The 15507-nt window shown below is 38.4% G+C and carries 13 protein-coding genes and 3 pseudogenes; 1 reads left to right on the forward strand and 15 read right to left on the reverse strand.

Annotated elements, in window-relative coordinates; genetic code table 11:
* Positions 1-35: 35 nt before the first annotated feature.
* Complete coding sequence (locus P4S65_RS17875; RefSeq protein ID WP_337120706.1) at positions 36-2918, reverse strand: M16 family metallopeptidase; 2883 nt, start codon at positions 2916-2918, stop codon at positions 36-38.
* Between the two features lie 250 nt (positions 2919-3168).
* Here P4S65_RS17875 and P4S65_RS17880 point away from each other — a divergent pair, with 250 nt between their 5' ends.
* Complete coding sequence (locus P4S65_RS17880; RefSeq protein ID WP_021032136.1) at positions 3169-4125, forward strand: methylenetetrahydrofolate reductase; 957 nt, start codon at positions 3169-3171, stop codon at positions 4123-4125.
* A 318-nt stretch (positions 4126-4443) separates the two neighbouring features.
* Here P4S65_RS17880 and P4S65_RS17885 read toward each other — a convergent pair whose 3' ends face one another.
* The 14 genes and pseudogenes from P4S65_RS17885 to P4S65_RS17945 all read right to left on the reverse strand — a co-directional run.
* Positions 4444-5427, reverse strand: coding sequence for a sensor domain-containing diguanylate cyclase (locus P4S65_RS17885; protein ID WP_337120707.1), 984 nt, complete (start codon positions 5425-5427; stop codon positions 4444-4446).
* Positions 5428-5485: 58 nt separating this feature from the next.
* A complete protein-coding gene (locus P4S65_RS17890; protein WP_337120708.1) occupies positions 5486-6733 on the reverse strand; it encodes a DEAD/DEAH box helicase in 1248 nt (415 codons plus the stop codon).
* A 188-nt stretch (positions 6734-6921) separates the two neighbouring features.
* Positions 6922-7611 (reverse strand): annotated as a pseudogene (locus P4S65_RS17895) (DUF3581 domain-containing protein); the annotation flags it as partial.
* Between the two features lie 685 nt (positions 7612-8296).
* Positions 8297-8374 (reverse strand): annotated as a pseudogene (locus tag P4S65_RS21960) (transposase); the annotation flags it as partial.
* Positions 8375-8657: 283 nt separating this feature from the next.
* Entirely contained in the window at positions 8658-9947 is a 1290-nt protein-coding gene (gene ltrA, locus P4S65_RS17900) for a group II intron reverse transcriptase/maturase (protein WP_337120709.1), read from the reverse strand.
* Positions 9948-10598: 651 nt separating this feature from the next.
* Positions 10599-11105, reverse strand: a complete 507-nt coding sequence (locus P4S65_RS17905) for a hypothetical protein (protein ID WP_337120710.1) — start codon at positions 11103-11105, stop codon at positions 10599-10601.
* A gap of 126 nt (positions 11106-11231) precedes the next feature.
* Complete coding sequence (locus P4S65_RS17910; protein ID WP_337120711.1) at positions 11232-11465, reverse strand: hypothetical protein; 234 nt, start codon at positions 11463-11465, stop codon at positions 11232-11234.
* 606 nt (positions 11466-12071) lie between these two features.
* Positions 12072-12385: pseudogene (locus tag P4S65_RS17915) on the reverse strand (helix-turn-helix domain-containing protein).
* 60 nt (positions 12386-12445) lie between these two features.
* The gene (locus tag P4S65_RS17920) at positions 12446-12817 is read right to left on the reverse strand and encodes a hypothetical protein (RefSeq protein WP_138612530.1); all 372 of its coding nucleotides are present in this window, start codon (positions 12815-12817) and stop codon (positions 12446-12448) included.
* A 1-nt stretch (position 12818) separates the two neighbouring features.
* Positions 12819-13037 (reverse strand): hypothetical protein, encoded by a 219-nt coding sequence (locus P4S65_RS17925; protein WP_337120712.1) that lies wholly within the window; start codon positions 13035-13037, stop codon positions 12819-12821.
* A gap of 592 nt (positions 13038-13629) precedes the next feature.
* On the reverse strand, positions 13630-13914 hold the full coding sequence (locus tag P4S65_RS17930) for a hypothetical protein (protein ID WP_337120713.1): 285 nt from the start codon (positions 13912-13914) through the stop codon (positions 13630-13632).
* 1 nt (position 13915) lies between these two features.
* Complete coding sequence (locus tag P4S65_RS17935) at positions 13916-14839, reverse strand: hypothetical protein (RefSeq protein WP_337120714.1); 924 nt, start codon at positions 14837-14839, stop codon at positions 13916-13918.
* 80 nt (positions 14840-14919) lie between these two features.
* Entirely contained in the window at positions 14920-15090 is a 171-nt protein-coding gene (locus P4S65_RS17940; RefSeq protein WP_337120715.1) for a hypothetical protein, read from the reverse strand.
* A gap of 92 nt (positions 15091-15182) precedes the next feature.
* Positions 15183-15507 (reverse strand): hypothetical protein (locus P4S65_RS17945; protein WP_337120716.1); only part of this gene is annotated, 325 nt, incomplete at its 5' end.

Consider the following 15507-nt stretch of genomic DNA (forward strand, 5'->3'; position numbering starts at 1 on the left):
CGAGGCATTATTTTAACGCTTAAAAACCACTTAAATTATTGAAATACTTTATCGACTTTCATCACTTCAATATTTTTTGCAGGAATTGCTAATTTGTAATCAGCAATCACTTTATCTTCAGCCACTAATTCGGCAGGTTTATTTGTGTTATAAATCATTGGCGATGTTTGCTGCGATGCTAAACGTTTTTGCATATCAGCGCCGTCACCAGTAATAAATACATAGTGAACATTGTCTGTTTGTAAGTTTTCTTTAATAACGCGATTAACATCAGCAAGCGTTAGCGTTTTAAGTTTGTTAGTTACGTAACTTACAAAGCTATCTGTGTTGTAAAATTCGCTATCAAGTGCGTAACCTAATTGGCGGTTTTGACTTGCCACCATTTGCGGCACAAAGTTAATTAAAAAGTTACGCGTAGCTTCAAAGTCGCCTTCGCTCATACCATTTTTAATTAGCTTATCTAGCTCAAACAAGGCGGTACGTGTTGCAAAGTGCGCATCGTTATTAGAGCGAAGTGGGCGTAACCACACTTGAAATATTTGTTCTGAGCGCCCTAGGTTTGCATCTGGCTTGGTTTGAAACATACCACGTGGAAAGTATTCAATGTATGCGTAATCGCCATAGTTCATGCCGCGAGTTTCACGAATGCGCTCATATAAAAAGCTGTTAGAACTACGGTGCTCACCAAAGTACGAACGCACAAGCCAAAGGGCTGTCCAGTCTTCGCTACTTCTAATTGTATCAATAGGAAAACCAAATGATACCGCAGTCGATTGCGCTGACTTTTCTACAATAGTTGCATGATGACCTTTAAGCGCTGGCGCATCAGGAATACTTAAACGGCTTTGCTCACCTTTTGGTAGCGTTGCAAAGTCGCTCATCATTTTAGCTTTAAGTTTTGCAGGCACAGCCCCAATTAAGCCAACCGTGAGTTTAGATTGCGTAAGCTCGCTGTTATAAAACGCTTTAACATCATCTAGCGTCAGCGCTTCTAAATCCGAAATATCACCGTAGTTGTAGCTTTCGTAAGGGTGATTTTTGTAAAGCGCACTGTATAGCACTTCTTTGCCTAGCTCTTCATCGTTAGATGCTTTCAAGCCTGACTTAATGCCATCGATCATTTCTTTTTTAAGGCGTTTAAAGTCGTCATCTCTAAAGCCTGGATTTAATAATTGATCGCTCACAAGTGTATACCACTGCGCTGCATTGTCTTTATGAATACGCCCTTGAAATGACAGCATTTCTTTATCTATTTGATAGCCAAAGCTACCCGCAAGCGGATAAAGTGCTTTTTGAATATCTTTATAGCTTGTCGCCTCTGAGCCACCTTGTGCAAGCATAGCCGCAGTTAACGCAGCAACACCTTTTTTGCCTTGTGGGTCGGCAGCCGCACCGGTATTGAATAAAAAGTTAACATCGATTAATGGCGAGCCATTGGTTTTATCAAGTACTTTAAATGCAGGCTTCGCAGGTGCTTGTTCAAGCTTTGCAGTAAGCGCATTTAAATCAACTTCTTGCTCAAAACTTGGCGCTTTATCAAGTGCCGACATTGTTAATGTGGTACGTGCGTTATCAGTAAAGTATTTATTAGCAACGGCTTTAATATCTGCGCTGGTGATGTTATCTGCCGATTTATACAGCTGGTTTATAACCTCAGGATCGCGCTCAAAATGCATGTAGCTGGCAAGGGTTGATGCAATCGCTTGCGACGAATCTAAGCCATTAATAAAGCTGTACTTAAGGTTCGATTTTAAATCACTTAGCTTTTGCTCATCAACAAGCTCAGTGCGTGCTTTTGCATAAGTGCGGTTAATAGCATCGCGTGCAGTGGCTAAATCATCTGCGTTTTCTACTTTAACAAATACGTGTAATAAACCCGGATCTTTAGTCTCTGGGTTATAGGTAAACATTTGGCTGGCAATTTGTTTGTCGACCACTAGCTCTTGATATAAATCTGAATTATTTGAAAAATAAAGCTGTGAGATTAAATCAAGTGCCGCTCTGTCTTTTTTAGCAGGTTCCCACGCAGCGCCTTTGTACGATACGAGTAACCAATGCCCTGGTAGCGCTTCATCTTGCTGGTGCAAATATTTTGATGCTTGTTGAACAGGCTCTGCTTTAATGTCAGCAACATAGTTACCCTTTTTCCAGCTGCCCCAATGCTTTTTAACCATTGCCATTGTTGCTTGTGGATCTACATCGCCCACGATGACAAGTGACACATACTCAGGTTTATAAAATTTAGCAAAAAACTCTTTCCCGTACGCCATTTGATCTGGCATGGCTTCTATGTCTTTAAAAAAGCCCATAGTGGTGTGTTTATACGTGTGCTTATCAAACGCTTCTTCGCGTACAGCGCTTAATAATTTACGAATTGGGCTCGCGTTGTTTTTTAAGTACTCACCTTTTACCGTTTGTGCTTCTGTTCTAAATTGCTCTTCGGTGTAGGTTAAGTTTTGAAAAATATCAGCTTCAAGCTCAAGTACTTTATCAAGGTGCTGCTTCGAAAAGTTTAAATGGTAATTTGTGTAATCGTTTGTTGTATAAGCGCGGTTATCAACACCTGAATTTTTTAATATGTCTGAGTACACATCTTCAGGGTATTTTTGTGAGCCTTTAAACATCATGTGTTCAAAAAAGTGAGCAAAGCCTGTTTTACCCTCTTCAACTTCGTTACGCGATCCAACCGATACCGGAATTTGCAGCGATACGACATCAGGGTAATCGGTTTTAACAACCATGACACGTAAGCCGTTTTCTAGCTCTTCAATTAAGTAATCTTGTGAAAAAACACGGTCATCAGCTTTATTTACTTGTTCTTGTTGTGCTGTTGTTTGCGTGCTTTGGTTTTGTTGCATGGCGCAACCTGTTAACGCCAGCGATACCGCTAAGCTCGTTGCTAATAATTTAAATTTCATTGTTGTCCCTTTTTAAATTGAGCAAATTTGTTGTCAGATTTAACTCTTTAATTATGCCCCAAAGCCAATAAATATAAGAGCCCCAAGGGAATTTATTATGTAAACAACTGTGTCAATTATAAATTATGGGAACAAGCACTATGAATAAACATCATGTTAATTGAAAAACTTTCATTAAATAAATCTATCTAGACGTCTAAATGGCTGCTATATTAAATCCATCAAAACAAACTTAGCTGGAATGAGGATTATGGCTTTATCACTAAAAGAGAAGATAGTGGACACCAATCAAGGTGTTTATCTTATTGGTACTACCCCGCCTAAAATTGGCACCGATAAAGCGCAATTAAAAACCATTGCAGAAAAGCTATTAGGTCGCTTACACGAAATTGAATACGACGGCGTGATAATTTACGACATTCAAGACGAAAGCAGCCGAACTAATCAAGACCGTCCATTTGCGTTTAAACAAACCGTTGATCCGCGTGAATACAGCCATTTACTTCGTAATTTATCTGCACAAGATGTAATTACTTATAAAAGTGTGGCGCAGCGTGGCGTAGGCGAATTTAAAGATTGGCTAAGTGAGACTAAAAACGACTACGATTTACAAAATGTAGTTTTAGTAGGTAGCCCGTCATCAATAGGCGATATAAAGCTAAGCCTGCCAGATGCGTATAAAGCGATGGCTGAGCAATCAGATGATTTCTTTTTAGGTGGCGTTACGATTGCCGAGCGCCATTCAAGTAAACGAAATGAGCACGAACGATTAATAGAAAAAACAGCACAAGGTTGTCAGTTTTTTATATCGCAAGCTGTTTACGACGCACAAGCTACTATAGAGCTAATTACTAGCTACGCACGTACATGTAAAGCACAAGGGATTACACCTCAACGTATTATATTAACGTTTACCCCGTGCGGCGGCGAAAAAACCTTAGAGTTTATGCAATGGTTGGGTATCTCAGTGCCAGAGGCAACTAAATGGCGCATGCTTGATGCAGACAATACATTAAGCGAATCAGTCCGTATTTGCCGCGAAAACCTCGACTTAATACTTAAAAGCTGTGCGCATTTAGATGTACCGCTGGGCTTAAATATTGAAAGCTTAACAAACCGTAAAGAAGAAATTGACGCGTCAATTAACTTATACCGTTTATTAAAAGCCATTATGGAATTAAACCTTGCGGAAAAGCTAATAGCTTAAAGGCTAGGTAAGAGCTAATTAACACCCTTCTTGGCAAGCCTCATGGCTTGCTTTTTTATGTCCGTTCTTTGAAAAATTAATTAATAAATACAAGTAAAGATTTGCAGCTTAAGCTATCAATGAAAGCTATTTTTGGTTATTACTCTCAAGCCTTTTTAAGGCAACCCCCATCGATGAGCACATAACACCAAAAATTATTCCCTCATTAGATATAAATCTAATGCTAGGGAACGTTTCAAATAAGCTTATTATTGCTAAGGAAAAAATAAAACCTATCGCAGAAAAAACTAGCCAAGTTTGTGTGGCATGAACCTCCTTTTATAATTGTGCTTTTTTAGCGAGCTTATACGCTTGTTTATTTTTATACATTGCCTGGTCTGCATCATTTAATAGTTTTTCAAATGACTGCCTTTGTTTGTCAGTAAAGCTATAACCAATACTGAGCGATAAATCGCAAACGTCTTCTTTGAGTAAGGCTTTTGAATACTCAGTCGAAATTTTATCCAAAATGTAGCCAATCTTACTTTTATCGCTTACTTGCATTACCACAACAAACTCATCACCTCCGATACGCCCGACTATATCAGCATCTCTTAAATGGGTTTTTAGCGTATCTGCCAATATAATTAAGGCTTTGTCACCCACTTCATGACCAAAGGTGTCATTTAATTTTTTAAAGTCGTTTATATCAATAAATAAACAACATACATCAAAACCTAAGCGTAGCGCTAAATTAAGCTTTTGCTGAGCGAGCAAACTAAGTGCTCGGCGGTTATAGATATTAGTTAGCGCATCGAGCATGGCTATTTCGCGCATTTGTTCATAACTATAAATAAGCGCTAAGTCGTCTTCAATTAAATCGCGTAGTTGTTCTATAAGCTCAAAATATTCATTGGTATAAGTTGTTTTTTTAGTGTCTTTTAAGCATAGCGTGCCAAATACTTCGCCTTCTGGCCAATGGATTGGTAAACCTAAGTAGGATTCAACACCATCTTCAACAACCTCCGGTAGAGTGTTCCATGCATCATTATTACTTGCATTATTAACGTATAAGGTATTGTTATTCTCTGCTACGTACTTACAAAAAAGAGGTGTTTGGGGAGGAAGGATAGGATTGGTCTCAAAGTTAGAGCCACCTTCGTTATTTCTAATAACAACGCGATAGCCTTTGCTTGTTGCCTGAACTATATAACCTGACGGGGCCGAAAATAGCCCCGTGATAAGATCAATTGTTTTTTGCCATTTATGCAAAGATATTTGGCCATCAATACCAGAAAATGCCCATTGATCAATTTCAAACATTGCTTTACCTCAGCTACTTATTAGCTTCAGTATAGGCAAAAAAGCAAAAGAAAAGCTATTATTTACGACGCCTACTAGGCTCTCTTTTTCCTGTGATGCGTTTTTTATCGCGATCTTTTCGCGACTTGTTGGTGTTTTTACGATTATCTTTTGGCTTTTTATTAGGATCTGGCTCGTAACCTTCTAACCACTGCGGCGTTAAACGCGTATCGAGTAATACTTCAATTTCTTCTAGCAGCCATTGCTCATCAAGACTTACCAGCGACATGGCAAGCCCTTGCTCACCAGCACGACCTGTACGGCCAATACGGTGTACGTAGTCCTCGGCAATATACGGTAGTTCAAAGTTAATTACGTATCTAAGTGTGGAAATATCTAAACCACGCGCGGCTACATCGGTTGCAACAAGTACGCGTGTAATACCTTCTTTAAAGTTTTGCAATGCACGGTCGCGTGCGCCTTGCGATTTGTCGCCATGGATTGATTCGGTTTTTAAACCGTCTTTACACATTTCTTTAGCAAGCTGATCAGCCATTTGTTTTGTGCGAGTAAAAATAAGCACTTGGTGCCAGTTTTTCATGCCAATCATGTGCGATACAAGTTCACGCTTACGATCCTCATCTACAGCGTAAATAACTTGCTCTACTTCAACTGCGGCTGAGTTGCGCTTATCAACTTCAATTAGTTCTGGATTTTTAAGTAGTTTTTTACTGAGTTCAAACACGCTGTCATCAAACGTAGCTGAAAAGAGTAAAGTTTGGCGATCGCCTGGTATATGTCGCAATATACGTCTAATTTCATCAATAAAGCCCATATCAAGCATGCGGTCGGCTTCGTCAAACACTAAAGAGTCTACGCTTGAAAGTACCACACTGCCTTTAACTATATGATCAAGCAAACGCCCTGGTGTGGCCACTATAACTTGTGCTGTTTTAAGTGCTTTAATTTGAGGGCCAATACTTGCACCACCATAGGCTAAAGCACCATTGATATTAGTGCCTTGTGCGTACTTTTCAAAGCTGGCAAATACTTGCTGAGCAAGCTCTCGTGTTGGCGTTAAAATTACAACGCGGGCAAGGCCTTGCTCATCTTTTTTAGGGGTATTTAAAAGCTTATGTAATAGAGGTAAAACAAAGGCGGCGGTTTTACCCGTACCTGTTTGCGCGCTGCCCATTACATCACTTCCGGCTAAAATAGGCGGAATAGTTTTAATCTGAATTGCGGTTGGTTGAGTGTAATTATTTTGCTCAATCGCTGTTAATAATAACGGGTCGAGATTAAGTGATGAGAATGTAGTGGCAGACATAGGCTTAGCTTTAAAATAACAAAGAGCGCTATTGTACGCATATTACTGTACTGCGTAAATTAACCAGTCCAGAAAAGTATTTAATCGTGATTGCTCACTTTCGCTTTAGCGCTAAAACAATAAAAAACCCAATAAAAAAGGCGCTAAATAACAGCTGTATTTAGCGCCTTTTATAATTTGCTGTAGCTTTAAGCTGGCTTTAGTGTTGCTTTACGTTCGTTGTAAAACGCTATTAAATCGTCAACTGTTGCTTGGCAGTATTCGCGAATACCCGAAACCACCATGTGCTTTTCACCACTGCCCACTTTAACGCCGTTTTCTAGCAGGTTAAAACGTAGTGTAATTTTTCCGCGCTTACCGGCATACTCAAAACTAGGCTCTGCAAACTCAAGTTCTGGTGCTGTTATATCAAGATTATCAAGATTGATAAGCATTGATTCGTAAATTACCATCGGACGAGCAGGGTTTATCATTACCTCTTGCTTGCCCATTAATGGGATAATTACATGCGGAAAGGTAGTACCAGAAAACTCAACATAATTTTTTATTAGACTATTAGTTAGTGCTGGGCATTGGCTGGTTTTACCGCTGCGCTTTACCTTTAAAATAACTTTTTCGCCATTGGTTACATCAAACTCATCAGCCCCCTCAGGGAAGTTAAGTTTCGTGTTTTCATCAACCATACCAGCAAAAGTAAATTCCATTTGTTCACTAATACCGTAGCGATCTAGTACCAATGAAAAAAGTAAGTCTCCTGGCGCGCAAAACTTTTTGGCATCTTTGTCATGAAGTGGATTGTAATCATCAGCAACGCATTTAGCGAAGCGACAACCTTGCTCACGAGAGATAGAAACATAATCAGCGTGCTGCTGAAAAAAGGACTTAACATAGTGTGTTCACTGCTTAAACTGCTTATAACCTGTCCATACTACCAGAAAAAAATATTGAGAGGTCGAATCTGTTAGATTAATGGCTAAATAAAACAGAGCAATAAAAACAATGACCTTTTATTTATTAGCGCTATCAATTATATGTGTTTTTCCGTACTGCAAAATATCAATAATGCGACAACCCCTTTGGCACTACTTACTAGCTTTAGGTGTTGTAAGAAAGAAATTAGCTGGACAGCCACTTTAACTGTACTAAGAGACGGTGTTTTATGGGAAGCGCCAAAAGTTATAAATTAACTATTAACGCCATAGTCTCTTGTTATGAATTTTCGTGCTTCCAGTTTAGATATTTACAAAGCCCTTCCAAGTCAGGAAATAAAGTATGGCTGTTAACACCGTGCCTATCTAATGCTTTTAGCATTGTTTTAAAATGGCAAGGATCTGACTGTCTGTAAAATGTGCTTTTTTCATAATTTTCTCCTGTGTTTACAATAAGAGAAAATTCTACGTTTGGCATCTATTATTTTTCGGGGGATTACCGGGCTATCTATTTTTACTTTCATTTTGTCTACATAGCTCAGCTTTTTGCGTGATTCATTATTTATAATAATGCACTCTTCATGCTGTTTTTGTTGGCTTTTTTCGTAATAATTAGGATGGGTGTCATCCTAATTAGCTTTTTCTCGACAATATAACAAAGGGCATACTCAAAAGTGCCTGGCAAAATTTGCTCAGCGAAATTGATAGGAATGAATTTATTTTGACAGGATAAGTCAGGCTTGACTTCTCACCCAAAGAAAGTGCCATAGCAGTTTACCATGGGTGAATAATATCTATTAGATCACAGCGAATAGATGGATTAAAGGTTGAAAAGCAACCAACCAAGAACAGTTGGATACGTTCCTAAAAAGAGTAATTCTACAGCCTATCGTGGTAGAGCGACCTATTACTAGGCCGACCCCACACAGATCCGGACGAGCGGAACTACCGCATCCGGCTCTTCAGTTAACTATTCACTCGTGTAAAACATGACCCTAATACCAATCGACAAGAATATTTCGCTTGCTGACTTTGATACTCTCAATATTAAAATACTCTAACATCTTCTTGAAATTACTCCAGTTATAACTTCGTCGACCACTTCGCCTGTTCAACCATTTATATAAGGTATGCAAAGCATAATCATATAAACACGCTAAACTTCGGCTATTGTCGGGAAGCCCGAAATAGTTTCTAAACCCTATCAGTTTTCGTTTTAATTGTGGCAGCCAATCTCTCAACTTAAATGAGTGTTTCGCTTTGATCCATTGGTAATATTCACCCAGCGTTGCCTTTTGCTTCTTCGCGCCAGTGCGCCGCCGCAATCTTGGTTTACCCGATGAATCTGTGCCCCAGTAAAACTCAAACCCTAGAAAGACAAAATGACGTTTTCGACCAACGTGAAATCGGCTGAAGCGCATTAACGATGTTTTGTCTTGTGCAACGTCTAAGTTGAACTTCTTTAATCGCTTCGGTAATACCTTATAAAAGCGCTCTGCGTCATTCGCATATTGAAACGCGCAAACAAAATCATCTGCATAACGTATCATCATCGCTCTGCCGCGCATCTTCGGCTTTACTTTCTTTTCAAACCACAGGTCTAGCGCATAATGTAGATAAATATTAGCAAGCACAGGGCTGATAATACCGCCTTGTGGGCTGCCACTCGATGGTTTGGTAAAGACACCATCAGGGGATTTTATCCGTGCTTTTAACCACTGATTTATTAAGTTAAGTATTGCCCTATCATCGATGCGTTGTTTGAGCATGTCCATCAACCATTCATGATCAAGGTTATCGAAGAAGCCTTTAATATCAGCCTCAACTATATAACCATAACCTTGAAACTGCAGATTAAGTGTCAAACTATGCACCGCTTGATGCGCACTTTTATTCGGTCGATAACCATAACTATTGCGCATAAAGTCTTGCTCCCAAATACTTTGCAGGATCTGGCTAACACTTTGTTGCACAAGCTTGTCATCAACCGTTGGCAGACCCAAGGGCCGTTGTTTACCATTCGATTTAGGGATGAAAATGCGTTTAATATCATTAACTCGGTAGCGTTTCTGCTTAAGTTGCTGACCTAAACGGTCAATATTTTCGATTAGCTTTGCCTTGTACATAGGCATAGTAATGCCATCAATACCGGGTTTAGCTAATTTATTGAGTTGACCCCAACTTTGATGCAGGCTATCAGTATTTAACAGTCCATATAAATTCTGAAACCTGTGTTTGGGGTGGGTATGTGCTTTAAATGCGATGGTATTAAGTGTTGTTGTCATAGTGGTTCCAGCCCTACTTTGTCCGGACTATGTGCCGGCTTAATACCGAAAATAACTGTCAGCTCCTTCGCCATGTACAAGGCTTTCCCCTGCGCAGACTACTATGGGCTGATCTGACTTCCAAAGGGTCATCGTTGGCTTTGCTTTTCGTTAAGCTTCTCTACCACTATCCGTGTGGAACGCCTTTGGATCTCTCAAGTTCTCAATACATCTATTTATACATGCCACGGCTTGAAAACTCCGCTGACTCTCTACAGCCTAACCAATGCGGCTGTTTTGCATGGACTTCGGTAGCGTTGCAAACCTCGTCAGTCAGATCTAATATTTATCGGAGCGATACCAGCACTTCAGGGCCACGATAGCCCCTATGGCCTACATAATTCTCTGTGTACGCTTCACCAATATTGTTCGTGTGATGCAGTCCTCACTGCTGAAAAGCATTTGCTAATCCCACACTCCGCCAAAGGCGCAACACTCGATACAGGTGGTTGGTTAAACCTTACCTGACAGGGACTTGCACCCTGCAAGATGCATCAAGCTTCGCTTGACGCACCAACGCCTCACTAAGAGGCAAATAATAGCTGGTTAAAATAAGCGACGAAGGAGCAAAAACCAACTGTTATTTGTCCTTTTGAGTGACTTGTTAGCAAGCTATTTCACCACAAACGTAACTGATTTACCGACATTAAGCCTGTGTGAAACCAGAAATATATCTAACGTTAAATTTAATGGTGTTAACTTAATGTTTTGTGGCTCAAGCCAAGGAAAAACTAATTTCATTACACCACCTTCAATACGTCCAATCATTGGTAAATCAGGAAATATTAGATCAGGTTGCTCTCCTTCAATTAACCTGATGTAAACACCAAAGTCAGAAATTTTATAAGAGCTAGCTTCAGGTAGAGAAACATTTAATTCAATAACCCCAAAGTCAGTGCATAAAGAACTTCGTTTTCCCGAACCACGAGATAAACTATTTAACTCGACCACTGGTTCTGGGACTAGCTCCCAGAAGAACCCATTTTCAGGTTCTTCTAGGGTTACTGCTTTCCAGTTTTCTGATGTAGGTTTAAACACACCCCAACCAGCCATTGAGCAGGCAAAACTACTAAAAGAAATGAAATTACAAAGTAGTAAAAATAATGCTGAATATTTCACCGAGCTTTCCTTGCTTGCTAACGCCCACATTAAGCGGACTAGAATAGGGCGACATTTTTGCGCCCTTTGTTTTTGCAAAAATGACGAACTGTTTTAGTTCCGTTTAAATTGCTTGTTAGCTGTGTATTACACATTTGATGCAAGCGATGCACCGAAGAACATAATAATTAAACCGACAATCTGTATAACAACAGGTTTTTTCGAAACATCCCAGTGTAAAACAATAAATAATAATGAAATTGGGCTGATAAGAATGCAACCAATCCCCCACAAGATGCTTTCTCTAAATGTTTCAATAAGTAGGAATATTCCGCCTACAACGACAATTATAATTCCGATGATAGATAACACTTCTGACATAAATTCACTTCCTTGTTAAAAACTAAAATACTGCATTGCAGGTAACGGGATATATAAATACTACTATACAGCTAACAATTTAATAGTGCGCTCGTCGCGCATGTTTCTACCGACTCCACGCTCATTTATCTACTTTATATAGTTTTAACAAATTACCTAAGGCATTACTATCACAAAGTTTTCTAAAATTTTCAGGGAAAGTTAAATGAACAATATGCGCGCGTCGCTCATTTTCATGAATATATGCGCAAAGCGTAATTTAACCAATCAACTAACGACGATATTTAAGCAATCTCAATGACCGCTCCTCACACCAAACAGCCCTATAAAAAGTATGTACGTTATCTGACAAAACAAACTAAGAACCACTCAAATTAAGCAATAAAACAATGAATCTATCGCACAACTGCCCGCAGTTTTAAGGCTAGATTAAATAATACATATACTTGGTTTTTGAGTTAATAAGTATATTTGTGACTCGTTGGGTTTCGTTTCACTCTACCCAACCTACGTAAAATTAATAAAAAGTGGGGTTGTGGGTTTACTTTTTAATTAATAAGTCATAGGTAATTAAGCTATTAATTTTATTGAATAAACCTTTAAGCGCTATAACTCAGCTATATGATTTAGTGTCTCAGGATGTCGCTGCACAAGCTTTAACAATGTTATCGCTTGCCCATTCGGTGCACTGCGACCTTGTTCCCAGTTTTCAAGCGTTCTTGCTGAAGTATGTAGAATGTTTGCAAATACACCGCGCGACATATTAAATGTTTCTCGATATTTACTATTTCATCAGGCGAGATAGCAAGGGCATTAATATCATTTACTGAATGAGTACCTAACGTTAGCTTTCCTTGTGAATGCGCTTTAGCGTCCATAAGTGCTGTAGTTAATTCTGAAAATAAATCACGTTTGCTCATTGCGCCACGCCCCAAAAACTCAAGTTTTAGTTTTTGGAATCTCTATTTTATTATTTATAGTTAAATTAAGAACTCTACAGAGTCCTTTGATTTCCATTCAGCTTTTCTCATTACTGTAATTACAATGTTCTCATGATGCTCACCAGAATGGCTTTGAATCTTATTTACAGCGCACGGCATGTTAATATGTGAGATTGTGCACCGAATATTAAATGTACTATTGTGCTTAAGATTTAAAATATTCTCTTTATGTCTCGCGGTTAAACGGTTGAATATACTGTTTAGTTCAGCAATCATAATCATTGGGGTGTTACGAGAGTCATTCATCCTGTCTTTGACAAAGTGTTTTGACATTTTAAATGACATATTGTGTTTACGGAGTATTTCATTGACCGAACTTTCTAATGCAGATATTTCAGCTTCAGTAATCATTTTATGCACCTCCAATGTGCTTATTATATAACTCCAATAACTTCGAATTCAGTTCACCATCAGTAAAAGCAACTACATTACCAATAGGCTTCGAATCTTCTAAGTTTCCTATTCTCACTTCAAAATTTTCATTATCAAAACTATCTATAAAAATATGACTTCCTTCTTTTTCATCATAAAATGATGCGAAGTTGTCTGTAATTGCCATATCAAATTTCATAGTTTTCTTCCTTGTAGATTAAATATCAAATAATAAAACCTAATAGTATGCAGCCCTATAACATGCATAGTAATATCTTTACTCGACCAACTTATCAAATCACTTGCTAACTTGCTAACTTGCAAACTTGCAAACTTGCAAACTTGCAAACTTGCAAAAAAATAATAATCACTTAACACTAACCTGAATACTCTAAATAGCATTGATTTACGCAGCTAATGAACAACCGCATGTACCCACTAAGTTTAGATGGCATTAGTAAGGCGATTAAAAAGCTGAGTTAATGTATTTTAAGTAGTTTATACACCATATTTTTGATGGTATTCACTGAGCATGAATTCTAATTGTTTCTCGAAGACTTCAATGGATGGTGTTTTTCCACTTAACCGCTGCTGCTTCAGCCATTCAAGTAATTCAATCCTCACTAAATAGCCACCTTCAATACAGTAACCTGGATCTGAAAGCCAAATTTGCGGAGCCCCTAGCGAAGCTCCTGAATACCAGCCACAAATAGAATAGCCTTCACTTTCGAGCTTATTACTAAGTTGCCAACTGAAAATCCACCACGTAGTCAGAAATAAAGGGAAACACCCTACAATAACAAATAATCCCCCCTCATCGATTTCGCTGATATATCACCGTACATTCTTTGATAAATCCCATAGATGAGAACAAAAAAAGCAGGCATCATAACTATCAAAGGAATTACTACAGGCTTAATTTTTAGCGAAATCACATCTTCAGCAATAAGACTTAAAGTGCTAATTTCTAATTTAAAGCTGCAGGCATAAAGAGTAATGATTAAACACAAAACGCCTATAGAAAGCCAACCCTTCTTAGGGTTTGTGGGTTGAAATTGATTAGCCGAACTTGCCATTTTAGTATCGTTTTCCTGAGTAAGGAATACCAAATAAGCGGTGTACAAACTCAACTGGATTATTATCGTACATTCGCTCAGCCCTATCAAACTCATATTTTAACTGAGTAACATTATTTTTTATATTCTCTTCCATTACTCGTAAGCTATTTGAGATTTTTTTAGTCATTTCATCAGAATCAATAAACGCAGATGTTAAAAGGGTTAGCACAGTACCGATGATAACTACTGCTATCATTGGGCCTACAGCGACCATTGCGGCAGTACCGCCTACATAAGTTGCAATTAGCCCCCAAGCAATTCCGGACGATACAGCAGCAATACTTACATCTACAGCCATACCACCAATAAAGTCATGCCATGTAGCGTTATCATTAATTATTTGCTCAATACTGTGAAAAAATGCTGAAATGATTATAGTGACAACAAAACCACCTTTTATGGCTTTTTCAACACCTATTTTACCAATTCCGAATGAAACAACTTTAGGATTATGTGCCAAATACTTAGTACCTGTTAAGTGTTTTCTCAGACCTGCATAACCTTTAAATATAACATGTGGCTTACCATTATAAGTCTTAATTTGGTATTTAGAAAAAACGTTCCCACTACGACTCATTTCTAGAGCAATAGCTCCAAGAACTACCACATCTAATGTCACCGGAACTGCCGCAGAATATAATTTAGCTGACTCTTTATACTTATTAATAGTATCCGCATTAATATTTGCTTTAACTAATGTTTTCTCAATCCATTCGCTGATTTGAAGCTGATTCATTCCATTCAATCTCTTTACATTAATAATAAAGTCAAAGAATTCAGCCGTATTCATTTGTACAAAAGTATATTCATTTTTGCCAATAGTAGCTTGAATTTGTTTTTGCCTTTGTAGTTGTTGAATCGCTTTTCTAGCGTGCGCAGACATGTTAAATTTCCTTATAAATAAATCCTAATATTTCAAAGCTGATTTAAACAGCCATGAAAGCAAAACATTTTTTACTATACCTAAAAAAACTTGCCCCAGCAATTATCGCTCTTAACCTTTAGATCCACAATAACCCAAACTAAAAGTATCAATGTTGTAAATGGGTTTGCTATAAACATTAATATTAGAAATGCTGTTAGCCAAAAACCTCTTTTTTTAGTTTCCATTGGTTCTACTTCTACAGTTTCCATTAAAACTCCTTAATTATGAATTTTGCATATAACGCCCGCATTTGCGGTTGGTTTGTAGCGCAGCGGAAAACCAATCCGACAACATGCGCTTGTTACATTTCTTCAAGCATAATCTCGGGGAAAAGTTCCCTCTGCTCGTGAGAGCCTATTTGATGGTAAGTAAGATTTTCACCATCACCCGAGACCTTGGTTATCAATTTTGCCTGAAACAGATAGTCATCTTGCTCGCGAACTACACTAGCAATTTGAGAGCCGATCAACTTAAGTTTCGACCTTTTATCTTTACGAAAACACACATTAAAATGACCTTTCTTTGCAACAGACGGGTAACACCAAGCATCTTGAAAGTCAGGAGGTAGATCAAAATAGTCCTTAGTTATCGATTCTGAAATTCTGTACAAGTACTCTGTACCCACA

Source organism: Pseudoalteromonas sp. B131b (assembly GCF_037162545.1).
GTDB classification, from domain to species: Bacteria; Pseudomonadota; Gammaproteobacteria; order Enterobacterales; family Alteromonadaceae; genus Pseudoalteromonas; species Pseudoalteromonas fuliginea.